Source organism: Mycobacterium gastri (assembly GCF_002102175.1).
GTDB classification, from domain to species: Bacteria; Actinomycetota; Actinomycetes; order Mycobacteriales; family Mycobacteriaceae; genus Mycobacterium; species Mycobacterium gastri.
This window is the reverse complement of record NZ_LQOX01000133.1, coordinates 21,251-44,846: the sequence shown is the minus strand read 5'-3', so window position 1 is coordinate 44,846 and position 23,596 is coordinate 21,251. Positions and strand designations below refer to the sequence as shown.

The 23,596-nt window shown below is 65.9% G+C and carries 22 protein-coding genes and 1 pseudogene; 15 read left to right on the top strand and 8 right to left on the bottom strand.

The genetic code is table 11. The annotated features are described in order from the left end of the window. A partial coding sequence (locus tag AWC07_RS29025; protein WP_085105231.1) for a PE family protein occupies positions 1–522 on the bottom strand: 522 nt, incomplete at its 3' end. A 1,064-nt stretch (positions 523–1,586) separates the two neighbouring features. Here AWC07_RS29025 and AWC07_RS22435 point away from each other — a divergent pair. From AWC07_RS22435 to AWC07_RS22420, 4 genes are all read left to right on the top strand, one after another. Next, positions 1,587–2,117: a DUF5994 family protein gene (locus tag AWC07_RS22435; RefSeq protein ID WP_036419712.1), complete on the top strand. Its 531-nt coding sequence runs from the start codon at positions 1,587–1,589 to the stop codon at positions 2,115–2,117. A gap of 196 nt (positions 2,118–2,313) precedes the next feature. Beyond that, a complete protein-coding gene (locus tag AWC07_RS22430) occupies positions 2,314–2,547 on the top strand; it encodes a hypothetical protein (RefSeq protein WP_036419714.1) in 234 nt (77 codons plus the stop codon). Between the two features lie 122 nt (positions 2,548–2,669). Continuing rightward, positions 2,670–3,398 (top strand): DUF2652 domain-containing protein, encoded by a 729-nt coding sequence (locus AWC07_RS22425; RefSeq protein WP_036419710.1) that lies wholly within the window; start codon positions 2,670–2,672, stop codon positions 3,396–3,398. Positions 3,399–3,448: 50 nt separating this feature from the next. Next, on the top strand, positions 3,449–3,826 hold the full coding sequence (locus AWC07_RS22420) for a nuclear transport factor 2 family protein (RefSeq protein WP_036419708.1): 378 nt from the start codon (positions 3,449–3,451) through the stop codon (positions 3,824–3,826). An 18-nt stretch (positions 3,827–3,844) separates the two neighbouring features. Here AWC07_RS22420 and AWC07_RS22415 read toward each other — a convergent pair whose 3' ends face one another. Next, positions 3,845–5,191 (bottom strand): flavin monoamine oxidase family protein, encoded by a 1,347-nt coding sequence (locus AWC07_RS22415; RefSeq protein ID WP_084293768.1) that lies wholly within the window; start codon positions 5,189–5,191, stop codon positions 3,845–3,847. A gap of 169 nt (positions 5,192–5,360) precedes the next feature. On the opposite strand from AWC07_RS22415, the gene AWC07_RS22410 reads away from it, so the two are divergent. Next, positions 5,361–6,323 (top strand): alpha/beta fold hydrolase, encoded by a 963-nt coding sequence (locus AWC07_RS22410; protein ID WP_036419704.1) that lies wholly within the window; start codon positions 5,361–5,363, stop codon positions 6,321–6,323. Here the strand turns inward: AWC07_RS22410 and AWC07_RS22405 are convergent. From AWC07_RS22405 to AWC07_RS22395, 3 genes are all read right to left on the bottom strand, one after another. After that, positions 6,318–7,664, bottom strand: coding sequence for a flavin monoamine oxidase family protein (locus AWC07_RS22405; RefSeq protein ID WP_036419703.1), 1,347 nt, complete (start codon positions 7,662–7,664; stop codon positions 6,318–6,320). The genes AWC07_RS22410 and AWC07_RS22405 overlap by 6 nt on opposite strands. 457 nt (positions 7,665–8,121) lie before the next feature. Further along, entirely contained in the window at positions 8,122–9,237 is a 1,116-nt protein-coding gene (locus tag AWC07_RS22400; protein WP_036419701.1) for an Rv3169 family protein, read from the bottom strand. After that, on the bottom strand, positions 9,237–10,373 hold the full coding sequence (locus AWC07_RS22395; protein WP_036419699.1) for a phosphotransferase family protein: 1,137 nt from the start codon (positions 10,371–10,373) through the stop codon (positions 9,237–9,239). Before AWC07_RS22395 ends, AWC07_RS22400 begins: the two co-directional genes overlap by 1 nt. Before the next feature lie 43 nt (positions 10,374–10,416). On the opposite strand from AWC07_RS22395, the gene AWC07_RS22390 reads away from it, so the two are divergent. The 10 genes and pseudogenes from AWC07_RS22390 to AWC07_RS22340 all read left to right on the top strand — a co-directional run bounded on the left by AWC07_RS22390 (position 10,417) and on the right by AWC07_RS22340 (position 18,496). After that, positions 10,417–11,019, top strand: coding sequence for a TetR/AcrR family transcriptional regulator (locus AWC07_RS22390; RefSeq protein WP_036419698.1), 603 nt, complete (start codon positions 10,417–10,419; stop codon positions 11,017–11,019). 62 nt (positions 11,020–11,081) lie between these two features. After that, a pseudogene (locus tag AWC07_RS22385) lies at positions 11,082–11,294 on the top strand (oxidoreductase); the annotation flags it as partial. Between the two features lie 85 nt (positions 11,295–11,379). Further along, complete coding sequence (locus AWC07_RS22380; RefSeq protein ID WP_036419694.1) at positions 11,380–12,336, top strand: DUF4129 domain-containing protein; 957 nt, start codon at positions 11,380–11,382, stop codon at positions 12,334–12,336. Then, positions 12,333–12,815, top strand: coding sequence for a hypothetical protein (locus tag AWC07_RS22375; RefSeq protein ID WP_036419693.1), 483 nt, complete (start codon positions 12,333–12,335; stop codon positions 12,813–12,815). The genes AWC07_RS22380 and AWC07_RS22375 overlap by 4 nt, the downstream gene beginning before the upstream one ends. 18 nt (positions 12,816–12,833) lie before the next feature. Next, entirely contained in the window at positions 12,834–13,811 is a 978-nt protein-coding gene (locus AWC07_RS22370) for an AAA family ATPase (RefSeq protein ID WP_036419692.1), read from the top strand. Beyond that, positions 13,795–15,072, top strand: coding sequence for a DUF58 domain-containing protein (locus AWC07_RS22365; protein WP_036419690.1), 1,278 nt, complete (start codon positions 13,795–13,797; stop codon positions 15,070–15,072). Before AWC07_RS22370 ends, AWC07_RS22365 begins: the two co-directional genes overlap by 17 nt. A 1-nt stretch (position 15,073) precedes the next feature. After that, positions 15,074–15,526 carry a hypothetical protein gene (locus tag AWC07_RS22360; protein ID WP_036419609.1) on the top strand — a complete coding sequence of 151 codons (453 nt, stop codon included), beginning with the start codon at positions 15,074–15,076 and terminating at the stop codon, positions 15,524–15,526. Between the two features lie 186 nt (positions 15,527–15,712). After that, positions 15,713–17,620, top strand: coding sequence for a PPE family protein (locus AWC07_RS22355; protein ID WP_036419031.1), 1,908 nt, complete (start codon positions 15,713–15,715; stop codon positions 17,618–17,620). Between the two features lie 253 nt (positions 17,621–17,873). Continuing rightward, on the top strand, positions 17,874–18,110 hold the full coding sequence (locus AWC07_RS22345; protein ID WP_036419025.1) for a type II toxin-antitoxin system Phd/YefM family antitoxin: 237 nt from the start codon (positions 17,874–17,876) through the stop codon (positions 18,108–18,110). Then, positions 18,107–18,496, top strand: a complete 390-nt coding sequence (locus AWC07_RS22340) for a type II toxin-antitoxin system VapC family toxin (protein WP_036419022.1) — start codon at positions 18,107–18,109, stop codon at positions 18,494–18,496. The genes AWC07_RS22345 and AWC07_RS22340 overlap by 4 nt, the downstream gene beginning before the upstream one ends. Positions 18,497–18,527: 31 nt before the next feature. Here AWC07_RS22340 and nuoN read toward each other — a convergent pair whose 3' ends face one another. From nuoN to nuoL, 3 genes are read right to left on the bottom strand one after another with little or no spacing between them, the layout of a single operon-like run. Then, complete coding sequence (gene nuoN, locus AWC07_RS22335; protein ID WP_036419020.1) at positions 18,528–20,114, bottom strand: NADH-quinone oxidoreductase subunit NuoN; 1,587 nt, start codon at positions 20,112–20,114, stop codon at positions 18,528–18,530. Then, positions 20,111–21,706: an NADH-quinone oxidoreductase subunit M gene (locus tag AWC07_RS22330; RefSeq protein WP_139829825.1), complete on the bottom strand. Its 1,596-nt coding sequence runs from the start codon at positions 21,704–21,706 to the stop codon at positions 20,111–20,113. The genes nuoN and AWC07_RS22330 overlap by 4 nt, the downstream gene beginning before the upstream one ends. Next, positions 21,703–23,589: an NADH-quinone oxidoreductase subunit L gene (gene nuoL, locus AWC07_RS22325; protein WP_036411972.1), complete on the bottom strand. Its 1,887-nt coding sequence runs from the start codon at positions 23,587–23,589 to the stop codon at positions 21,703–21,705. The genes AWC07_RS22330 and nuoL overlap by 4 nt, the downstream gene beginning before the upstream one ends. Between the last annotated feature and the right edge of the window lie 7 nt (positions 23,590–23,596).

Sequence of the window (23,596 nt, the reverse complement as noted above, 5' to 3'; positions counted from 1 at the left end):
GGCAAATACGCCGGTGCTGTTGAAGTCGGCGATGCCCTGGCTACCCGCGCCGCCGGACACACCAGCGGTGTTGCTGGCGCCGCCGTTGCCGCCGTTGCCGTACAACAGCCCGCCCGGCCCGCCGGGCTGCCCCGGCCCACCGTTGGTGCCGTCGCCGATCAACGGGCGTCCCAACAGCGTCTGGCTGGGCCCATTGACCACGCCGAGTAGCTGCTGCTCCACCGTTTCCAGCGCCGAGGCGTTGGCGGCTTCGGCGCTGGCATACCACCCGGCTCCGGACGCCAAAGCCTGCGCGAACCGAGCATGGAACTCCGCCGCCCGGGCGCTGATCACCTGATAGGCCTGGCCATGCGAACCGAAGAGCGCCGCGACCGCCGCCGACACCTCATCCTCGCCCGCCGCCAGCAACACCGTGATGGGAGCCGACGCGGCCGCGTTGGCCGCGTCGAGCGCAGCACCGATACCGGCCACATCCGAAGCCGCCCACATCAGGTTCTCTGGCACCGCGACCGCAAATGACATTCGACACTTCTCCCAGAGCAGAGCAGCAGCTCAATGTTATCGCGGTTCCGGCGTACCAGAGATCGCGTCAGGAAAATTCTTCCCGCCGATACATCAGGCTTCGCGAGCATCTTGACGTGACTGCGCCACGAGGCGCTCGGCTGTAGTTGCTGCCGAGCAGGCAGGGATTGGGTGTATCTCTGGGTCTGATGGCTGACTCGTAGCCGAAAGGTGTACGGGGACAACAGCATAATAGGAAACCGGTGTTCGTGCCCAGGCGTTGACCGTCTCTCGGGATGAGGTGCCGGGAGATTCGTGTGACAGGGCGACACCTCGATTGCGTGATGTCCAATCTCCAGACGGTGCAATAGATCGCCCCACCGGAAAGACGCCTGAAACCGGTGCCATCCCTGCCGCAGGGTCCTCAAGCACCTGCGGCAATCCTCCGAAAGGCCCAGCGACGTCCAGTGAGGACATTCAAGGAGATGAATGGGAACGCCTAAATGCGGGTGCCGCCGCACGAGGTGGTCAGTAGTGGCTCGACAGCTACTACATCCTGGAGCGGGATATGTTGGCCGCGAATGGAATCAGGCCGCATCTGGAGTCTCCCACCGCACCCGCATATCACCTGACGGGCTTCGACATCGGTTGCTTCACACCATGAATAGCAGGCCGGTGACGGGTGCCGACCGCGTCGAATGGTCTACGAACCGGGCGCGCAAGTACGGTGCGCGGCGGTCGAAATCGTGCACTGCGACCGGCGCCTCGGGCCCGAAAGCCACAACGACCGGGTCGTCGCCTGATCGCTCAACCCGGTGCGGTTACCGGCCCCGTGGGTGTAGTGTCCATAGTGAGGTTTTCTTTCGTAGCCAGCTCTGATCTCGGGTTCGCGGCCGCATCGTAACCAACGGTCTGTGACTGGCTTCGTTTGTCGATCCCCACACGTGTGTGCCGGGTCAGGCCGAAGTGAAGGGGTCGTCGATGGATCACCGCGAGTTGCGCGCAGGCCGACTGGTGGCGGTGACGATGTCGCCGGGGTCCGGCCGCATGACGCGGGCGGTTCCCGTCGGGACAATGTCAGCGCCATGAACGGAGCAGTGGGCGCTCGGCGTCTGGCCAGCCCGGTGCGGGTCGCCTTGGCGATGGAACTGGGTGCGCCGCTGGACGGGGCGTGGTGGCCGCATACGGCCTCGATAGCGCGCGAACTTCCCGAGTTGGTAGATGCCTTGCGCACGCGTTTGGGCAATATCACCGCTATCACGGTCAACTGGTCCTCGCTGGAGAGTTCGCCAGATCTTGATGCGTTGAACCGTCCCAGGGTAGGTGACAGGGGTGAGCGCGGCCGGGTTGTGGTACGCCAGCGACTGATGACGATCACGGGTAGCCGGGCCTCGGCGAATCTGCTGGTGGTGCCGTGCCGCACGTCCGCTGCTCTGGCCAAGATGGTGTTGCGCAGATGTGCGGGCCGGCCCGCCATGGGTGAGGAGCGGGACACCCAGGAATTCCAGATCTGCGGCGACATCCTGCGTGCCGCTCGTGCCGAAAGCGCACTATGCGGTCGACGTGTCCGGGACGATGCAGCCGCGCACGTCGCTCCGGCCGATGTGCAGTCGTGACGGCTTGATGGGTACCTCGCCAACCGCGCAACGCCGCTCAGCGGCAACATTTTTCGACGTGCGGTCCGCCCGCGACCAGCCGGCGACTTCGACCCGCGGACGCTTGAGCAACCCACCACCGCGCCCCACATCATGCTCGGTGCGGGACTGCGCTGTAGATGCGTCGCGCCGACGCTCGTAAGAAAGGATGTATCACATGGCCATACAGAACTGGTGGGACGCACCGGAAATTCATCCGTCGGAGATCCGGGTCGGTGACGTCATCGGCACCGTGCGCTCGACCCACGTTCCCTTCAAGGTCAAGCTGATTAGTGAGCCGAATAGAAGCCCGAAGCAGTGGACGTTTTTCGGCCGCGACGACGCCGGCCTGGACTACGTGAGCACCTTCGGTGACGGTGAATTGGTCCGCCGGTACACCAAGGCTTCCTGACCGGGGCCCCGCGACCGTCCGGCGCAGGGTCGCCGAGGTGATTGCGTGGCCGGCAACGGCCGTCGCGCATCGGCGGGATCAGCATCGACTGGGCCGGGTCGGACCGCTAAAATCCTGATTTCATGGCCGTTAGGCGCGCCGTGCTACTCATTGCCGACATCGGCGGATACACGCACTACATGAGTTGGAACCGCATGCACCTGGTGCACGCGCAGCAGACGGTGGCCGAGCTGCTCGAAGCGGTGATCGACGCCGGCAAAGGTCTCAAGCTGGCCAAGCTGGAGGGCGATGCCGCGTTCTTCTGGGCTCCCGGTGGCAACCCCAAAGTCGTTGTGTGCGAACGGATAACGACCATGCGACAAGCCTTCCTGGCGCGCCGGGAAAGGCTGAAGAAAGACATCGCCTGCGATTGCCAGAGCTGCTCGCAACTGGGCAACTTGTCGCTCAAGTTTGTCGCTCACGAGGGCGACGTCGCCGAGCAGAAGGTCAAGCGCCGGGTCGAACTCGCCGGCTTCGACGTCATTCTCGTGCACCGGATGCTGAAGAACCTGGTGCCGGTGTCGGAGTACGTGCTGATGACCGACGTGGTGGCAGCTTGCCTCGATGAGTCGATTCGGAAGCTCTCGATCGCGTTGACCCACGATTTCGAGGGCATTGGCCAAACGGCGACTTACTATATCGATCTCGCCACGCCCGAGGTGCGGCCCGTGGTGGCGGAACGCGGCTTCTTCGGCCGGCTCTCGGCGAAGCTGGGGTTCGGGGCGAAAGCATTGCCCTTCATGCTGGGGGCAAAAGAGCCCTGCGCGCAGTTCCACAACCTTGATCGCGGCGCGCAAGAGCTGCCCGCGTGAGTCGGGCGGACGCCAGTCGTAGCACTTCCGAACTCGGCTGCGATCGGCCGGTGTCGGTGGCGCTGCTTCGCGAGATGTTCGACCGGGTGGTCGTGGCCAAGAACGCTGATCTCTTCGAGCACTACTACGACCCTGACTTTGTGATGTACTCCGACGGGCTGAGTCAGAGTTTTGCCGAATTCCGCGACAGCCACCGCAACGTCTATGCCACCGACATCAGCTACGCGGTCGAGTACGACGAGCAGGCGTGGGTGGCGGCCGCCGACAAGGTGGCGGGACGGTTGTGGATTACCACGTCTCGCCCCGGCGAGCAGCCGACCCGAATAGAGGTTGTGCTCATCGCCGCCTACCGCAACGGTCGAATCCATCGGATCTGGGAGACGACGTGGCCGAGTTGGCGCAACGTGGCCGCGCTGCAAGACTACTGACCGGCCACGCCGGCAACGTCATTGCAGGCGGTGCATCAATTCGGCCGCGGCGTGTCGGCCGCTGAGCAAGGCGCCGTGCACGGTGGCGGGATTGTCCTCGCCGACGGCCTCGCCGGCGAGGTAGAGCCGATCACCGATCGGTTCCTGCAACCGGCGGCGATCGTCGAGACCGGAACCCGGCGCATGGAACGAGTACGAGCCAAGGGCATAGGGATCGACGGTCCAGCTCGACGATTTGACGTCGACGAGCGCGACGTCGTTGCCGAACAACTGCCGGGCGATGGGCAGCGCGCCGGCCATCAACTCACCGGGTGCGGTTGACTCCACGTACCGGCCGCGGCGACCGGCGTTGAAAGCCAACACGATCGGCCCGGCGGCGGCCGGCAACGTCAGCCATTGTGCCCACATGCCGCCGTCGGAGCCCAGGAATTGGTAAAACGCGTTTTCCAGGTCCCAGGTCCGCTGCGCGAAGCGGAAGTAGCTCTTGGACAGCACTCCAAATCCCAACGCCCGCAACGAGTGTGCGTGTCCGTCCGGAAGCGGCGGATCGAAGGTTATCGCCCCGGCCTGCAGCACGCCGAGCGGAACGGTGAGGATGGCGGCGGGCCCTTCGAAGGACCGGTCACCGGCTCGCACGATCACCGAATTGCCTTGTCGCACTACAGCTGTGACCGCGGTATTGAGGACGACAGGAAGGCCGTCGGCCAGCGAGCGCGGCACGGCATCGTATCCGCTGGTGATGACCACCTGTGGCCCGCCGGTATACGTGCCCTGGTCGAACGTCGTGGCGGAGAGCTGGTCTGCGTCCGCGGCGTACTCGTCTTCGATTTCGGTGTTGACGTAGTAGGTCAACTGGGCGCGCTCGTTGTCGGACAACTCGTCGCGCTCGGCCTGGGCATTGACGGCGGCGCCCAGACTCCCGCCGTTGACCTCGTCACGTGCCTGGGCCACGAGCGCGCGCCAGGTCGCCTCGTGGTAGTCGATCGGCTGTAGGCGAGGATCGAACACCAGTTTCGCCGCCTGGTTGTAGTCGGTCGGGGCGAGTTGCGCCTGTACTTTGCGCGCCAACTCCACCAGCGGATTGTTCGTCGTGCCGTGAATCCACGAGGCGCCCATTTCCAGCGGCAGACCCCAGTCGCGGGTGGTATTCACCCGGCCGCCAATCCGATTGCGGGCTTCGATCACCCGTACCGGCCAACCCGCGTCGGCAAGACTGCGCGCGGCCGCCAAACCCGCCATGCCGGCGCCGATGACCAGGACCGCCTTGTTGTCCGGAGGTGCTGTCTTGGCGCACCCGGCCGTCGCGCCGGTACCGACGGCGCAGGTCAAACCCGCCGTTGCCGCCAGGAACCCCCGGCGGGACATCTGGGACACGCAGTCAGGGTCTCACACCCGCCCAATCCCGAAATGTCGGCTGCGCAGCGTCGTTACCAGATCGTTTTCGCGCAAATGTGACCGGTCCCACATTACCGTCAGGTAAACTCGGCGCCATCCGGAGGGCGGCGACGAAGCCGCGTTCGAAGGGGGAGCGGCGATGAAGTCCACCCGCGGCGATGTGCCGAACGAGTTGCCCGACGCGTTGCCGCCCAGTCGCAGTTTGACCGTTCGCGCGGCCGACGGGACTCCGCTGCACACCCAGGTGTTCGGGCCGCCGGACGGCTACCCGATCGTTTTGACGCATGGCTTCGTCTGCTCCATCCGGGTGTGGGCATATCAGATCGCCGACCTGGCCAACGACTATCGGGTGATCGCTTTCGACCACCGCGGACACGGGCACAGTGGCATCCCTCGTCGCGGCAGCTACACCCTCAAACACCTTGCCTCCGACCTGGATTCGGTGTTGGACGCGACGCTGGCCCCGCACGAGCGGGCGCTGATCGCCGGACATTCGATGGGCGGGATCACCATCTCGGCCTGGTCGGAACGCTATCGCCACAAGGTACTCCGGCGCGCCGACGCGGTCGCCTTGATCAACACGACCACCGGCGACCTGCTGAGCAGAGTGAAGTTGCTGTCGGTGCCACGGGAATTGTCGGCGGCGCGAGTGCTGGCGGGCCGCGGCTTGATCAACGTGTTCGGGGGATTTCGGGTTCCCGGCGTGGTCCGGATACCGACCCAGCTTCTGGTCGCAATGATGGCGGTGGGGGCCGATGCCCACCCGAGCACCGCGCGGCTGGTCTACGAGCTTTTCGCGCAGACGTCACCGGCGGGGCGCGGCGGCTGTGCGCGGATGCTCGTAGACGAACTGGGGCCTCGGCATATCAACCTCGACGGCTTGACGGTGCCGACGCTGGTGATCGGCAGCAGGCACGATCGGCTGACACCGATCAGTCAGTCCCGCAAGATCGCCAGTGTCGCACCCAATGTCTTCGATCTCGTCGAGTTGCCGGGCGGCCACTGCTCGATGCTGGAACAGCACCACGAGGTGAACCGCCATTTGCGTATCCTGGCCGAATCGGTCACGCGGCATTCCGCGGTCCGGCGGATCAGCTCATAGCAGTGCGGAGATTTCGGTGGCCGCCCGTCGACCGGACCTGACGGCGCCCTCCAAGTAGCCGGTCCATTCATCCGCGGTTTCCGTGCCGGCCCAGTGAATCGGCCCGACCGGTTCACGCAGCAACCGCCCGTATTTGGTCCAGGAACCGGGCGGTACCGCGGCGGTGGGACCGCCCGGCGCGAATTGCTCGCTGCCCCAACGGTAATCGGCGTAGTCGAGGGGTTTGAGCGCTTGGTCGCCGAACAGTGAGGCGAAACACCGCAGCGTGTCGCGGCGGCGCTGTTCGGTGGGCAACGAGTCGAATGCGCGGGCATCGACGAAACCCATGAGGATGCCCGGCCCGTCGTCATGTGGGCTGACATCGAAGGTGATGAACACCGGGCCGTCGTCCGACAAGGCCTGGCCGGAGAATCCGTTGGCGCGCCAGAACGGCGTCGAATACGCGGCATAGGCCTTGCTCAACCGGCCCTGCGGCCAATGCCGGGCGAGTTCCAGGTATTCCGGCGGCAGCGGGGGATTGAACTCGATGGCCGCACGGTGTGCGGGCGGGATCGCCACGATGACGAACCCGGCCTCGGCCTGTCCCTGATCCGAGGTGACTGTCACACCGGCACCGTGGCGGTCGATGCGACGCACCGGCGCATCCAGCACCACCCGGCTTCCCAGCTCAGCCGCCGCCAGGTCGGCGATCTGCTGGGTGCCGCCCGCGAACCGATCCTGCTGGGCGCCGTTTTCGACGTCGAGCAGCCGGTCCAAACCGCCGGCCGCGCGCACATAGCGGGTGGCGTGCAGCATGGACACGTCTTCGGGTTCGCAACCCCAGGTCACCCGCGCCATGATGGCCATCAGGTCGTGTGATGACGCGGTGGCGCGCACCGCGCGCAACCACTGACGCAGTGACATGCCGTCAAGTTGGCGCGCTCGCGGCGCGTCCCATGGCGCCGATATCGGCACGGCGCGGGCCAGCCGCTCGAATTGCCAGCGCAACCGCGCGATGTCGAGCAGTGCGGCCAGCGACAGCCTTGGGATCGTGCCGCTGTACGGGCGCACCGCGCCCCGCCAATGGATCAGGTTCTTGCCGTCGTGGTAGGTCGGGATGGTCGGAACTCCCAGCTCGTCGGCCAGGGCCAGGACCTCGTCTTGAGTGGGGCCGACGAACGTGCCGCCCATATCCGCCGGTAATCCCGCGACGTTGCCGGTGAGGGAACGGCCGCCCACGCGGTCGCGGCCCTCGAGTACCAGCACGTCATGACCTTCTCCGGCTAGGTCGCGGGCTGCCGCCAGTCCGGCGAAGCCGGCACCCACTATGACCACGTCGACAATCCAGCGTGGGTTTGTCACGTCCTACAGTCAACCGCATTTCGGCGGATCCGTCGGAAAAATCTCTATTGCCGACCTGCCCGCGATCATCGAAGCCGGAATCCGGCATCGGGGGTTGAACTTTGGTGACCTACGACCGTCACCTGTTTTCGTGGATCACCTCGTGGACCTTGGCGGATCTCTGGGGACGACGGCTTTGAACTCAGGTCTGGTTGTCGCGCTCAGCGGAGTGGTGGCTGCGGCACTCAGTCTTTCGGGTGGGTCTGTGGCCGAGCCGGCGCACGATTTGCCCGCCTTTGCGCGACAAACCTACGCGCGCAATGGATTTGTGGCCACCCGACCGGGCACTACCAACATCCCCGATGCGGGCGACTACCCTTGAGGCCCCAACGGCATCGGCACTGTTCTTGGGGCAGTTGACCGTAGCTCGGGGCATTGACGTCGAGGTGCGGTGGCCGGCGCCCCGTTCACGGCGGGCTCAGGGCGCAACCGTGAGCCAGTCGGCGAATCCCGACGGGTCGTGGCGTCCCAGCGCGCCGTGCTCGTACAGGCCCCAGCCCTCCACCGGTTCCGCGTCGCCGTCGCGGCACAGCGCGTGGCCAACGTGGTCGATGACGCCGAAGCCGGACCGCGTGACGATCGCCGGATCGGTCATGTCGTAGGTCAGCCGCTCGACGAATTTCTCGCCCTTCCACATACCGTGCAGCCAATCCGAGTCACCGCCGTAGCCGCCGCCCACGTGGATGGGCACCGGCAGCTTGGACTCCACGTCGAAATGCACCAGGGTGCCATCGGGTGCCGTCGCATCGATGGTCGCCCCGGTGGGGATCCGGGTGCCGGAGCGGTAGTGGATTGTCACCCGCGGCCAGCCCAGCTGCTCGACGCGGCCGTCGCGCCACACCCGGGTGCAGTCGTTGAGGGAGCGGAATCCGTTCGGCTCCTCCTGAATGATCAGCACGACCGCGAAATCGTCGAACGCCATCGGCAGGTACAGCCACCACATGCCCTCGAACGGCGGATCGGCGGGCCGGCCGGCCGGTTCGGGCTCACCGATCGGCCGGATGCCCCAGGACCGGTCGCGGCTGCCGATCCAGGTGGCGGGATCCACCGCGATCTCTTCGCCGTCGATCGCTATCCGGCCGCTCCAGCTGCCCAGCTGGGCGAACCGTTGTGCATTCAGCGTCACCCGGTTGCCGGACCGCAGCACGTGCGGCTGTTCCCGGACGACGTCGAACAACCCCTCCCAGGTGAGATCGGCTGCGATGCCTTCGGTTTCGTCGAGGACAAGGCGCAGCCTTCGCAGCGGCTCGATGACCTCGATGCGATAGCCGTTGACGTGCTGGCGCAGCCGGTTCTGGTCGATAGCGTCGGAAAGATGTACCGCCGTTTGGGTGTTACCGCGCCTGATGAGCAGGAATGCGTCCTTTACTCCCAGGTTGGGGTAGTAGCCGATACCGCTGATCACAAAGATGTTTCCGGTGCGGTCGTGGGCGTTGAAGTAGGAGCGGTCGTAGAAGTTGCGGTCGGAGGAACCCGGCCAGGCGATCGGCTGGGGAAGTTGGTGTACCGGATATTCGTCGAGTGGCCCGATCATCAGTCGTCCTCTCCGATAAGGCGCTTCATCAAAACGGCGTGGTAGAACAGCGATTCGACGTCGTCAGGTCTGTCGATCTCGCCGAAGTGAATGCGGCGCGCGCCGGTACGCATGAACACGCATGCCCACATGACACCGGAATACACGTAAAACCAATGCAGGTCGCCAAGTTCGGCGCCGGTAAGCCGCTCATAAGTGGCCCGGACGTCGTCTTCGCGCATCACTTCGGGCAGCCCCGGCAGCGTCGCCAGGGCGGCCAGCCCTTGAAAGACCATGTGCGCATAGATCATCCACGCGACGTCGAGTTCGCGAGGGCCCAGCGTGACCATTTCCCAGTCCAGCACCGCCACCGGCCGAAAGTCGCGGTACATGACGTTGCCCACCCGGGCGTCCCCCCATAGCAGCACCGGTCGGCGCGCGGCCGCTTCGTGCGGCCAGTTGTCGTCGAGCCAGTCGAACGTCCGCTCCAGCAACGGAGATCGGCCGATGTCGGGTACCGCGAAGTCGTACCAGGCGCGAACCCAGTTGAAATGCCGGCGCAGCGCGGTATCACCGGCAAAGTCCTTGGCCAGAAATCCAAATGTGCTCTCGGCGTCGGGAATCGAATGCAGCGTGGCCAGCACCGCGACCGTGGCGTCCTGTAGTTCACGCTGACGTTCGGCCGAGGCATCGGCGAACCAGTTGTCGCCGAAGGTGTAGGGCATGACGTCGGGCGGCACCACGCCGTCGACGTAATCCATGAGGAAGAACGGGGTTCCGAGCACGTCCCCGGTGGGTTCGATCCAGCGCACGTTGGGGACCGGGACATCGGTCAGCTCGCCGACTCGCCGGATCACCTCGAATTGGTGGTCGAGTCGATAGGTGGGGAACACCGGCACATCCGTGGCGGCGGGCGCCACCCGGACTACCAGTTTCTGCTCGATGGGTTGGCCGTCCTGATGCCAGCGAGCGGTGACGATGATGGTTTCCGACGACATGCCCGTGGAGTCCACGCCGCTTTCCACGTTCACCTCGGGTGCGGCGCCGCCGGGCAACACCGTCGACAGCCATCGCGACATCACCGCCGGCAGGGTGGTGACGTCACGACTCGAGCGCTGCAGGCGGTCGATGTCCCCGATCGCCGGTTCGTTGGCCACAGGTCTTCCTTCCCGCGGTAATTACGATACGGTAGGTAGCGTTATGAAAGCAGACCCGTCCTCCCTTGACAAGGCCCCGGGCGCCGGGCGGCCCCGCGACCCGCGCATCGATTCGGCGATCTTGGCGGCCACCGCGGAACTGCTTGTGCAGATCGGTTATTCGAACCTGAGCCTGGCCGCTGTCGCCGAACGTGCCGGGACCACCAAATCGGCATTGTACCGGCGCTGGTCGAGTAAGGCCGAGCTGGTCCACGAGGCAGCATTCCCGGCGGCCCCCACGGCATTGGAAGCTCCGGCCGGCGATATCGCCGCCGACATCGCGATGATGCTCGCCGCCACTCGCGACGTGTTCACCACCCCGGTGGTACGGGCCGCGTTGCCCGGTCTGGTGGCCGATATGACCGCCGATGCAGAGCTCAACGCCCGGGTGATGTCGCGCTTCACCGACCTGTTCGTCGCCGTGCGGTCGCGGTTGCGGGAGGCTGTCGATCGCGGTGAGGCGCATCCCGACGTCGACCCGGACCGGTTGATCGAATTGATCGGGGGAGCCACGATGCTGCGGATGCTGCTGCGCCCGGACGAAAAGCTCGACGACACGTGGGTGGATCAGACCGCCGCGATCCTGGTGCACGGGGTGACCCGGTGACGCGGCGGCTGGCCGGGCGCAGCGCGGTCGTCACCGGCGCCAGCCGCGGATTGGGCCGTGCCATCGCGGTCAACGCGCTGGCGCCGTCGAAACCCATCCGCACCCCGGGGCTGGCCTACTATGCCCGCGAATTCACCGATACCGCCCCGGCGGATGAATTCGCCAGGGCGGCAGTGGAATTGGCGGTGGTCGATCCGGCGGTGGTCACCGGGCGCACGATCGGCCACCGCGAGGTTCTCGACGGCAGCTTCCGGCCGTTCCGGCCGGGGCAATAACTTCGGCCACGTGTGGCGACACGGGTCTTTGACGTGCCAGTATGAAGAAATCCCAGGCCGCAGCGGCGGCAGGCAGGTGTGCCAGATGTCCGGTATCGACAAGCCGACAGGACGCGTTGTCGCCCTGATCGTGCTGTTGATCCTGGTCGCCGCGGCCCTGCGTGGCTATCTGCCGGCTGCCGACGGCGGCTCGCACTCGGAGCCGGGTAGCGGCCGGGCGGCGCTGACATTCGTGATCGTCGTCCTGAGCGCGAGTGTCGCGCTGATGGCGTTCGCGATAATCGCGCGATTGCGCGATCCACGCGCGGACGCGCCCAGTGCGGGGAAGCTGTCCGAGATGCTCGGCGGCGGTAAGGGACGGCCGAGTTGGCGGGTGCTGCTCATCGGGCTGGGCGTGATCGTGGCCTGGCTGCTGGTCGCGACGCTGTTGGCTCGCCTGGTCGTGCCGCAGGAGGTGGCTTCCTCGCTGCCCTCGCCGGATCAGAGCGCGCCGCCGCCAGCGCCCCGCACCGCGCCGCCGCGGCAGGACGCGCCGGACAATCCCGGACACACCCTGGAAATTCTGCTCGCGTACACGGTTCCGCTGTTGGTCATGATCGTCGCAGCGGCGGCCATCATGGCGCGGCGGCGTCGGCGCGCCGCACCCCCGGCGAGCGTCGCCGCCGACGACGCCGAATTCGCGGAGCCGGCGCAGGGCTCGCAATTGCTGGCTCGGGCGGCCGAACTGGGATTGGCCGAGATGACCGATCTCGATCGCGGGCCGCGGGAGGCGATCATCGCCTGCTATGCGGCCATGGAGCGGGAGCTCGCCAACGTTCCCGGTGCCGTTCCCCAGGACTTCGACACCCCCACCGAGGTGCTGGCCCGCGCCGTCGCACGCGGTGTTCTGCGTGCTGACAACGCCGGGCAGCTGGTCAACCTGTTCGCCGAGGCGCGGTTCAGTCCGCACGTGATGAACGAGGGGCACCGGGAACTCGCGGTCCGCGTCCTTCGGCTGGTTCTCGACGAACTGGCGCCCCGCACCCAGCGAGCTGCCTTGTGAAAAAGCTTGTCGTCCTGGGTGTTTGCCTCATCGTCGGAATCGAGCTGCTGGGGTTGATCGTGCCGGACCGCCGGTTCGTTCTCGCAGCGTCGGGTGTGGCGGTGGGCCTGGTGCTGCTCAATGTCCGCCGCATCCTCGGCCGCGGAACATCGCCGGCCGCCGAGGCCGAGCACGACGATCTCGGCGACGGATTGCGCCGCTGGCTGTCGAGCACCGAGACCACGATCCGGTGGTCGGAATCCACCCGGGCGGATTGGGACCGGCACTTGCGTCCGATGCTGGCGCGCCGATATGAAATCGCGACCGGTCAACGGCTGGCCAAAGACCCGGCGGCGTTTCATGCCACGGGGCAGATGCTGTTCGGCGCCGAACTCTGGGAATGGGTCAACCCGAACAACGTCGCGCCCTCCGGTGCGCATCAGCCCGGCCCTGGCCGCGCGGCGCTCGAGGCGATACTGGAAAAATTCGAGTTGGTATGACGCTGGTATGAACCGATCATGAATATGCCGGTCGCGACGACGACGGCTCGCTGCGAGGCGGTGCTCGACGAAATCGAACGCGTCGTGGTGGGCAAACGCGCGGCGCTCACGCTGATCCTGACCGCCGTCCTGGCCCGCGGCCACGTGCTCATCGAGGACCTGCCCGGGCTGGGCAAGACGCTGATCGCTCGCTCCTTCGCCGCCGCGCTGGGGCTGGAATTCAAGCGGGTGCAGTTCACCCCCGATCTGCTGCCCGCCGACCTGCTCGGCTCGACGATCTACGACATGCAGTCCGGCCGCTTCGAGTTTCGCCCCGGTCCGATTTTCACCAACCTGCTGATGGCCGACGAGATCAACCGCACGCCGCCGAAAACCCAGGCCGCGTTGCTGGAGGCGATGGCCGAGGGCCAGGTCAGCATCGACGGCAAGACACACAAGCTGCCCACGCCGTTCATCGTGCTGGCCACCGACAACCCGATCGAGTACGAGGGCACCTACCCGCTGCCCGAGGCGCAGCTGGATCGCTTCGCGATCCGCCTCGAGCTGCGATACCTCTCCGAGCAGGACGAAACCGCGATGCTGCGCCGCCGGCTGGACCGGGGATCGGCAGAACCGACGGTGAGCCAGGTCGTCGACCTGCACGACCTGCTCGCGATGCGGGAATCGGTCGAGCAGGTGACCGTCCACCAGGACGTCTTGCACTACGTGGTGTCGCTGGCCACCGCGACGCGGCATCATCCCCAGGTCGCCGTCGGCGCCAGTCCGCGAGCCGAACTCGACCTGGTCCAACTCGCCCGGGCCCGCGCCCTGCTGCTCGGACGCGACTATGTGATCCCCGAAGACGTCAAGGCGCTGGCCACCGCGTCGATCGCACACCGGATCACGTTGCGTCCGGAGATGTGGGTGCGAAAGGTACAGGGTGCCGACGTCGTCGGAGAACTGTTGCGGCGCTTGCCTGTTCCGCGAACCAGTGGGACGAATGATCCAGACGCGTGAGGTCGAGTTGCGCTGGCGCGCCTCACCGTTGACGCTGGCGATCGCTACCGGTGCGGCAGCGGCGCTGGCGGCTGCCGTCATCGGCGGCCGGTGGCAGCTGATCGCGTTCGCGGCGCCGCTGCTCGGCGTGCTGTGCTCGATCTACTGGCAACGACCGGTCCCGGCCGTCCAGGTGCACGGCGAGCCGGCTTCGCAGCGCTGCTTCGAGAATGAGCAGGCACACGTCAAGGTTTGGGCCACAACGGATTCCACCGATCCATCTGGGTCGGAGCCGATCGAGGTGACGGTCTCGGCGCCTATCGGCATGCAGCTCGATGTTCTCCAATCGGATTGCCGCCCAGCCAGAATGGTTGCCGCGTCGGCGCCCCGATGGGGGCGCTATCCTATCCGGGTCCGGGTCGAGGCGGTCGCGCGCGGCGGTTTGCTGACCGGGACGGGAACCGTCGACGCAGCCGAAGTCGTCGTCTTTCCGCTGACACCGCCACAGCCCACGGCCATTCCGCAGACCGAATTGCTCGACCGCCTGGGCGCCCACCTCACCCGGCACATCGGCCCGGGCGTGGAATACGCAGACATTCGCCCCTACGTGCCGGGAGACCAGCTGCGCGCCGTCAACTGGCCGGTCAGCGCGCGGCGCGGCCGATTGCACGTGACGCAGCGGTTGACCGACCGCGCCGCCGACGTGATCGTGCTCATCGACACCTATCGGCAGCCGCCGGGCCCGGCGACCGTGGCCACCGAGCGAATCGCGCGTGGCGCTGCGCAGGTGGTACAGACCGCACTGCGCAACGGTGACCGCGCCGGGATCGTCGCGCTCGGCGGCAACCGCCCCCGGTGGCTGGGCGCCGACATCGGCCAGCGCCAGTTCTATCGAGTGCTCGATACCGTGCTGGACACCGGCGACGGGTTCGAAAGGACTACCGGGACATTGGCGCCGCGCGCTGCCGTCCCGGCCGGGGCGATCGTCATCGCGTTCTCCACCTTGCTCGACACCGAATTCGCGCTGGCGCTGATCGACTTGCGTAAACGCGGCCATGTGGTGGTTGCCGTCGACGTTCTCGACGGCTCTCCGTTCGAGGGCGAGCAGGACCCGCTGGTGGTGCGGCTGTGGACGCTGCAGCGCTCCGCGATGTACCGCGACATGGCCACCGTCGGTGTCGACGTGCTGTCCTGGCAGGGGGATCGTCCGTTGGAGCAGTCGATGAGCACCTTGCCGGATCGGCGCCGCCGGGGTCGGGGACAGCTGGCGGGACGGCACTGACATGGGCGTATCTGCCGGTCAGGTCAGCCAGGTCAGTAGGGTCGGGTCCTCGTTGTTCGGCCTGCTGATGGTGGGCGCCGCCGTCGTCGGGTCGCACGGGCCGGCCGTTGCCGCCGGGGCTGCGGGCGCTCTTGCCGTGGCGGCGGGAATCGCGTTTCGGCCCGCGGCAACGATTGCGGTGCTGCTGTCGGTGGCGGTGCTGCTGATGTCGGACCCTTCGCAGGGTCTTGCCGCACTGTCGGGCCTGTGCGCAGCCGCCTACCTGGTGTTCCGGCACGCGGTCGGCACGGGCCTTGTGATGGGCAGTTTGCCGACGATCGTGTCCGCCGCCGGATTCGCGTTTGCCGGATTGGTCGCGACGTCCTTCCCGCTGCAGGTGCCGTGGTTGCCATTGGTGGCACCGGTGGCCGTGGTGGCGATCTATGTGTTGGTCACCCGCCCGTTCATGGGCTGAAGTGGGCCTGGTCGAGGTAGCTGTTCGAAATGTCAACGAATTTGACGGAACTCCCACATTGATGCCGCGATTTTCCTAAAGTCTGCAATACCGGTGTAATGCCGTGCACGGTCGCCCGAAGCTCAGGGGTCTGTTGCGTGGCCCGGGGAGGAATGCGGTGTGACGACCGGACGAAAGGACTAGCTGATGAACTTCTTTGTCTTGCCCCCAGAGATCAATTCGCTGCGCATGTTCACCGGCGCGGGGTCTGCACCGATGCTGCAGGCCGCGACGGCCTGGGATGGGTTGGCCGAGGAGTTGGGCACGGCGGCGCAGTCATTCACGTCGGTGACCTCGGGGCTGACTGGCCAGGCGTGGCAGGGTGCCGCCGCAGCGGCCATGGCCGCCGCGGCGGCACCGTACGCGGGATTCTTGGAGGCGGCCGCAGCACGGGCAGTGGGGGCATCGGCGTCTGCCAAGGCGGTGGCGAGTGCGTTCGAGGCAGCGCGGTCGGCCATGGTTCATCCGCTCGAGGTGGCCGCGAACCGGAATGCCTTCGTGAAGCTGGTCCTGTCCAATGTGTTCGGTCAGAACGCGCCGTTGATCGCGGCTGCTGAGGGCATCTACGAGGAGATGTGGGCCGCGGATGTGTCCGCGATGGTCGGGTACCACGGCGGGGCGGCGACGGCAGCATCGGCGTTGCAGTCGTGGCAACAGGCGTTGTCCGGGTTGCCGGGCCTGGGTCAGGCGGCGGCGTCGGCCGTCGGTGCGGCGGCCGCGTCACCGGCCGCGGCACCGTTTGGGATTGTGTTGTCCAACACGGGTCTGGGAAACACCGGCGACTGGAACGTCGGTGGCGGCAACCGGGGCTCGTTCAACCTGGGCAACGGGAACTTCGGCAGCCTGAACACAGGCGGCGGAAATATCGGCAACCTCAACTCGGGCAGCGGCAACTTCGGCTTTGCCAACCTGGGCAGCGGAAACACTGGTAACACCAATTTCGGCTGGGGTAACCGGGGCAACCTCAACTTCGGCAGCGGAAACTTCCTCGGTAATGGGAACTTCGGCTTCGGAAATTCCTTCGGCAGCGGAAACCTGGGCAGTGGCAACACGTTTAACCCGTTCGATTTCAGTAACGGCAACAACTTCGGGGATGCGAACCAGGGCGCCTTCAACATAGGCAGCGCCAACATCGGTTCGTCCAATATCGGCTTCGCGAACATCGGCGACAACAACTTCGGTTTCGGCAACTCGGGCAACAACAACATCGGCTTCGGCCTCACCGGCGACAACCAGGTCGGTATCGGCGCGTTCAACACCGGCACCAACAACATGGGCTTCGGCAACTCGGGCAACAACAACATCGGCTTCTTCAACTCCGGTGACGGGAATTTCGGCTTCTTCAACTCGGGGACCGGCAACTTCGGCTTCGCCAACTCGGGCGATATCAACTCGGGCTTCTGGAACGCCGGCAGCACCAACACCGGCTTCGGCAATGGGGGCGACCGGAACTTCGGGATCGCCAACGGCGGCTTCAACAACATGGGCTTCGGAAATTCGGGCGATGCCAACCTGGGCCTGGGTAACGCAGGACAGGACAACACCGGCGGCTTCAATGCCGGCGGCTCAGCGTTCCCAGGTCAAGGCCTGAACACCGGCTTCTTCAACTCGGGCAGCCTGAACACCGGCTTCGGCAACGCGGGTGACGTCAACACCGGCCTCTTCAACTCGGGCAGCCTGAACACCAGCGTCGGTAGCGCGATCACCCCCGCCGGTGCGACATCGTCGGGCTTCGGTAACACCGGTACCAACGTCTCCGGTTTCTTCAACAGCGGCAATGACAGCTCCGGTTTCCAGAACAGCGGTGACACCAGCTCGGGCTTCCAGAACACCGGCGACGGCCAGACCGGATTGTTCAACTCGGGCAACAACAACACCGGAATCGCCAACTCGGGCAGCTTCGTTTATGGCATCGGGAACACGGCCATGTTTGGCCTCAGCTCGGGTCTCTTCCACTCGGGCGTTGGCAGCTCCGGTATCGGGAACTCCGGTGACGGCAGCGCGGGCCTGTTCAACCAGGGTGACAACCAGGCGGGTTTCTTCGGTCAGCCCTAACGGAACAGGTATCCGGTTTTCGGTTCGTCGGCTGGAGATGCCGTGGTGCTGCGCCGGTTTCGTACCCGTCGCAGATCGGTTGTTAGGACGCACCAGACGGCGAACTCGTCGTAGCGCAACGCAACCCGCATTTCTGCCGGTGTCTGGCCGGCCGGCTGGACAAGCGTCAAGGCGGAGAAGCGGCCCCAGATCAAATCAGCTAGCTGATCTAGCGTAGCTAGCCAGAAAGCCTTACAGCGTTAGTATGGCTGACATGGAGACAGTGACGAGCACCGAAGCAAAGAATCGGCTCAATGCCCTATTAGCCGAAGTTGAGCGCACCGGCGCCTCGATCACCATCACCAATTACGGTCGACCTGTCGCCATGCTTGTCCCTATCCAGCCCGTGCCGCGGCGGTTCGGTCAGTTTCCGAATCTGGTGGTACCCGAGGACTTTGACGATCCGCTACCTGAGTCGGAGCTTGCCGCCTGGGAAGACAACGCGTCATGAACGTTTTGCTTGACACTCACACGTTCCTTTGGCTGGTCAGCGAGCCAGCGAGGCTGGACGCCGACGCGCTGAGTGTTTTGTCGCGCTCTGATACCAACCTTTGGGTGACCGCCGGCTCGGCGTGGGAGATCGGCATCAAGACACGCCTTGGTCGACTCGACGGTGACGCGCTGCTATCAACCTGGAGTGAGGTCATTGCGGACATGAGCGCTTCTGAGCTGGCTATTGATTCACAAGATGGCATCTTGGCGGCGCGACTACCCTGGGAGCACAGGGATCCCTTCGACCGCGTCGTCGTCGCACAAGCGCTGAGGCGCAACCTAACGATCGCAACCCGCGACGTCCGGATCCTGCAGGCTGCCCTCACTCCGACCATGAAGGTCTGAAGTCGATTCAGCAACAGCCCAGCCGGCTGCCTCAGCGCAGCAACTGCGCGGCCTGATCGGCAAGATCGAGCACCGGCTGCGGGATGATCCCCAAAACCACTGTGACCACAGCGCATACCGCAATAGCGGCCTTGCTCAGCACTCCGGGCGCCACCACCTGCGGTGTGTCGTCGGAGCCCTCGGTGAAGAACATCAACACGATGACGCGCACGTAGAAGTAGGCGGCCACCCCGCTGGCGATCACACCGATGACCACCAACGGCACCGCGCCCCCTTGGGCCGCGGCCCGGAACACCGCGAACTTACTGACGAAACCGCTGGTCAGCGGAATACCGGCGAACGCCAGCAAAAACATCGAAAGCATCACGCCCACAATGGGTGAACGCTGGCCCAGGCCGGCCCAGTGCGACAGATCGGCGTCCTCGACTCCCTTGGCATTGCGGATCAGCCCCACGATGGCGAACGCGCCCACCGTGGAAAAGCTGTAGGCGACCAGATAGAACAACGTCGCCGACAGGCCGGCTTGGTTGTCGGCGATGACGCCGGTGAGGATGAAGCCGACATGTGCGACCGACGAATAGGCCAGCATCCGTTTGACGTCGGTCTGGTTCACCGCGGTGACGGTGCCTACCGCCATGGTCAGGATCGAAATCGCCCACAGCACCGGCCGCCACTGGTCGTGCAGCGGCGGCAGCGCGACATAGACCACGCGTAGCAGCGCACCGAACGCCGCCACCTTGGTGGCGGCCGCCATGAATCCGGTGATCGGGGTGGGCGCGCCCTGGTACACATCGGGAATCCAGGAGTGGAAAGGAACCGCGCCGACCTTGAACAGCAGCCCGACCGACAGCAACCCGACACCGACCAAGGCCATGGACGTATCGCTTTGTGCTGCCAGCGAATCCCGGATACCGGACAGGGTCAGGGTGCCGGTCGCGCCGTAGAGCAACGCCACGCCGTAGAGGAAGAACGCCGACGAGAAGGCGCCCAGCAGAAAGTACTTCAACGCCGCTTCCTGCGACAGCAGGCGGCGATGACGACCGAGCCCGCACATCAAGTACAGCGGCAGCGACAACACTTCCAGCGCGACGAACATGGTCAACAGGTCGTTGGACGCGGGAAAGACCATCATGCCGCCGACCGACAGGGTCAGCAGCGGGAAGATCTCGGTTTGGGCGGCGCCGGCCCGCTCGGCCTCCCGTTCGGCGTCGCTGCCGGGCACCGCGGAAGCCTGCGGCGTAAAGGAATCCAGCCCGCCGGTGCCCGCCCCGACCGCCACCCTGTTCGGTGCGGCAACCCGGTGCGCGCTGCGTTCGGCGATGAAGATGACCGCCATCACCGCCACGAGCAGCACGGTGCCCTGCAGAAACAGCGTCGGTCGATCCACCGCCACCGAACCGAGCACCGCGGGTCGGCCGGACGCCGGAATCGACCTGGCCACCATGATCACCGTGACGAATGCGGCGATCAATCCGCCGACGGTAAGCGTCACCTGGGCGCCGTATCGCATGCGGCGGGGCAGGAACGCTTCGGCCAGCACTCCGACGACGGCGACGCCGAAGACGATCAGCATCGGGCAGAGCAGAAAGTACTCAATACTGGGGCTGGGCAAGGTCATTGGTGCGGTCCTTCGGCTGTCCGCTGGGCGCCGGCGCCCGAAACCGGATGTGTGACATGAGGCGCGGGATCATGCTGGCCGATGGTGGTCATGGTGTTCTCGACCGCGGGGTTGATGAGGTCGAGCATCGGTTTGGGGTAGACCCCCAGCACGAGCAGCAACGCGATCAGCGGTGCCACCACGATCATTTCGCGGGGCACCAGATCACCGATCCGTTCGTTGCCCTTGGCCACCGGCCCGGTCATCACCCGCTGGTAGAGCCACAGCATGTAGATGGCCGACAGCACCAGGGCCGTGACACCGAACGCCGCGGCCAGCCAGTAGCGGTTGAAAGTGCCCAGCAGCACCAGGAATTCGCTGATGAACGGGGCCAGGCCGGGCAGCGACAAGGTCGCCATGGCCGAAACCATGAACGTGCCGGCCAGGACCGGGGCCACCTTCTGCACACCGCCGTAGTCGGCGATCGACCGGCTGCCGCGCCGTGTTATCAGGAAGCCGGCGATCAGGAACACCGCCGCCGTGGACAGGCCGTGGTTGAGCATGTACAGCGTCGACCCGCTCTGTCCCTGGGTGGTCATCACGAAGATGCCCGCGATGATGAACCCGAAGTGCGAGATCGAGGTGTAGGCGATCAGCCGCATCATGTCGGTCTGACCGATCGCCACCACCGCGCCGTAGACCACACCGATGATGGCCAGCGTCACGATCAGCGGACGGAAATACGTTGAGGCGTCGGGAAAGAGCTGCAGGCAGTAACGCAGCATGCCGAAGGTGCCGACCTTGTCCATCACCGCCATCATCAGCACCGCGGTCGCGGGTGTGGACTCGACCGCGGCGTCGGGCAGCCAGCGGTGGAAGGGCCACAGCGGGGCCTTGACGGCGAACGCGAACATGAAACCCAGGAACAGCGCCTTGAACACCGCCGGGTCCACGCCGTAGCGGCCGGAGGAAACACCGGACACGATCTCGCGGAAGTCGAAGGTTCCCGGGCCGTGCTGCGCGGTCACCACATACAGACCGATCACCGCCGCCAGCATGATCAGCCCGCCGAACAGGTTGTACAGCAAGAACTTCACCGCGGCTCGGGACCGTCCGGGACCCTGGCCGAAGCCGCCGATGAGGAAGTACATCGGGATCAGCATGGCTTCGAAGAACACGTAGAACAGCAGCACGTCGAGTGCGACCAGCGAGATCAGCACCATCGACTCGATGGCCAGCGTCAAGGCGACATACGCGTGCACGCCGCGGGTGCGTTCCCCTCCATCGTTCCAGCCGGCTACCAACAGCAGCGGGAGCAGCACCGTGGTCAGCAGCACCAGCACCACCGCGATGCCGTCCACCCCGAGCGTGTAGCCGGCGCCGAAAGCCGGTATCCAGGAATGCTTTTCGACGAACTGGTATGGCTCTGTGCCAGTTTGGGAGCCGGGCTTGAAGCCGGTCGCGACAACAACCGAGACCGCCAGCGTCGCGACGCTGATGACCAGCCCCGTCCACTTGGCCAGTTGGCGCAGTCCGGGGGGCAGCAGCATGATCAGCACCGAACCGGCCAGCGGCACCAGCCACAGCGCGCTCAGCCAGGCGAAGTTGCTCACCACAGGTTCACCGCCAGGAGCACCGCGGCCACCACGACCGCGCCGGCCAGCATCGACAGCGCATAGTTGCGGGCGAAGCCGGTTTGCATGCGCCGCAAGCGGTTCGACGTTCGGCTCACCAGCGCGGCCAGCGCGTTGACCGATCCGTCCACCCCCGCATTGTCGACTTCGACCAGCGTGTCGGTCAGTCGGGCGCTGGGACGCATGAACACCTCCTCGTTGAAGGCGTCGCCGTAGAGGTCGGCGCGCGCGGCCGTCGTCAGCACCGACACCTGGGTGGGGGCCACCCGCGGGATTGGTGCGGTGGCATACATCCGGTAGGCCACCGCGATTCCGGCGGCGACAACGGCGAGCGTCACCGTGGTGCTGACCCAGGCCGGGATGGCGTGGGCGGCTTCTTCGGGTACGCCGACGACGGGCTCGAGCCAGTTGCGCAGGGTGCCGCCCACCGCGAACAGGCCCCCGGAGAACACCGAGCCGACGGCCAGCAGGATCATCGGCCACGTCATCAGCCCCGGCGCCTCGTGCGGATGCGACCCTGGCGCCCAACGCTTTTTGCCGAAGAAGGTCATCAGCATCACCCGGGTCATATAGAACGCGGTGATTCCCGCACCCAGCAATGCGGCCCCGCCCAACATGTAGCCGCGGGTGTCGCCGGCCCCCAGCGCCGCTTCGATGATTGCGTCCTTGGAGAAAAAGCCCGCGAACGGGGGCACGCCGATGATCGCTAAATATGCCAGCCCGAACGTGGCGAACGTGACCGGCAGCGCGGCCCGCAGTCCGCCGTAGCGGCGCATGTCCTGTTCTTCGTTCATCGCGTGGATCACCGCGCCAGACCCGAGGAACAGGCCGGCCTTGAAGAAGCCGTGGGTGAGCAGGTGCATGATCGCGAACGCGTAGCCTGCCGGGCCCAGGCCGGCGGCCAGCACCATGTAGCCGATTTGGCTGATCGTCGACGCCGCTAGCGCGCGTTTGATGTCGTCCTTGGCGCAGCCGATGATCGCCCCGAACAGCAAAGTGACGGCGCCGACGATGACCACGGCCAATTGAGCGTCCGGCGCCAGGTTGTACAGCGGGTTGGACCGCACGATCAGATACACGCCGGCGGTCACCATGGTGGCGGCGTGGATCAGAGCGGACACCGGGGTGGGGCCCTCCATCGCGTCGCCCAACCACGCCTGCAACGGAACCTGTGCCGATTTGGCGCAGGCGCCCAGCAGCAGCAGCAACCCCATTGCGGTCAGCGCGCCGCGACTGGCGGCGGGCGCTCCGGCGAACACCCCGGCGTACGACAGCGTCCCGAAGGTGCTGAACATCAAGAACATGCCCAGCGCCAGACCGGCGTCACCGACCCGGTTCATCACGAACGCCTTCTTTGCCGCCGTGGCCGCTGACGGTTTGTGATACCAGAAACCGATCAGCAGATAGGACGCCAGGCCCACCCCTTCCCAGCCGACATAGAGCAACGCATAGTTGTCGGCGACCACCAGCAGCAGCATCGAGGCCAGAAACAGGTTGAGGTAGCCGAAAAAACGACGGCGGTCCGGGTCGTCGGCCATGTAGGCGACCGAATAGATGTGGATCAGCGACCCGACCCCGGTGATCAGCAGCACGAAGCACATCGACAGCTGGTCGAGTTGCAGCCCGAAGTCGACCTGAAGCCCGCCCACCGGGAGCCAGGTGAACACCGTCTGGTGGATGACGCGGTCGCCCTCGCTCCGGCTGAGCATGTCGGCAAGCAACGTGACGCCCACGCCGAACGGCGCGAGGGCCGCGACACAGCCCAGCCAATGACCCCACGAGTCGGTTCGTCTGCCGCCGAACAGCAAGATCGCGGCACCCGCCAGCGGCAGGGCCACCAGCAGCCAGGTGTAATGAATCATCTTGGCG

Coding starts and splice junctions, on each gene's coding strand:
- AWC07_RS22435 (WP_036419712.1), top strand. CDS start 1,587: ATGAACGGAGCAGTGGGCGCTCGGCGTCTGGCCAGCCCGGTGCGGGTC.
- AWC07_RS22430 (WP_036419714.1), top strand. CDS start 2,314: ATGGCCATACAGAACTGGTGGGACGCACCGGAAATTCATCCGTCGGAG.
- AWC07_RS22425 (WP_036419710.1), top strand. CDS start 2,670: ATGGCCGTTAGGCGCGCCGTGCTACTCATTGCCGACATCGGCGGATAC.
- AWC07_RS22415 (WP_084293768.1), bottom strand. CDS start 5,191: ATGTCCCGCCGGGGGTTCCTGGCGGCAACGGCGGGTTTGACCTGCGCC.
- AWC07_RS22410 (WP_036419704.1), top strand. CDS start 5,361: ATGAAGTCCACCCGCGGCGATGTGCCGAACGAGTTGCCCGACGCGTTG.
- AWC07_RS22400 (WP_036419701.1), bottom strand. CDS start 9,237: ATGATCGGGCCACTCGACGAATATCCGGTACACCAACTTCCCCAGCCG.
- AWC07_RS22390 (WP_036419698.1), top strand. CDS start 10,417: ATGAAAGCAGACCCGTCCTCCCTTGACAAGGCCCCGGGCGCCGGGCGG.
- AWC07_RS22380 (WP_036419694.1), top strand. CDS start 11,380: ATGTCCGGTATCGACAAGCCGACAGGACGCGTTGTCGCCCTGATCGTG.
- AWC07_RS22370 (WP_036419692.1), top strand. CDS start 12,834: ATGAATATGCCGGTCGCGACGACGACGGCTCGCTGCGAGGCGGTGCTC.
- AWC07_RS22365 (WP_036419690.1), top strand. CDS start 13,795: ATGATCCAGACGCGTGAGGTCGAGTTGCGCTGGCGCGCCTCACCGTTG.
- AWC07_RS22360 (WP_036419609.1), top strand. CDS start 15,074: ATGGGCGTATCTGCCGGTCAGGTCAGCCAGGTCAGTAGGGTCGGGTCC.
- AWC07_RS22355 (WP_036419031.1), top strand. CDS start 15,713: ATGAACTTCTTTGTCTTGCCCCCAGAGATCAATTCGCTGCGCATGTTC.
- AWC07_RS22345 (WP_036419025.1), top strand. CDS start 17,874: ATGGAGACAGTGACGAGCACCGAAGCAAAGAATCGGCTCAATGCCCTA.
- AWC07_RS22340 (WP_036419022.1), top strand. CDS start 18,107: ATGAACGTTTTGCTTGACACTCACACGTTCCTTTGGCTGGTCAGCGAG.
- nuoN (WP_036419020.1), bottom strand. CDS start 20,114: ATGACCTTGCCCAGCCCCAGTATTGAGTACTTTCTGCTCTGCCCGATG.
- nuoL (WP_036411972.1), bottom strand. CDS start 23,589: ATGATTCATTACACCTGGCTGCTGGTGGCCCTGCCGCTGGCGGGTGCC.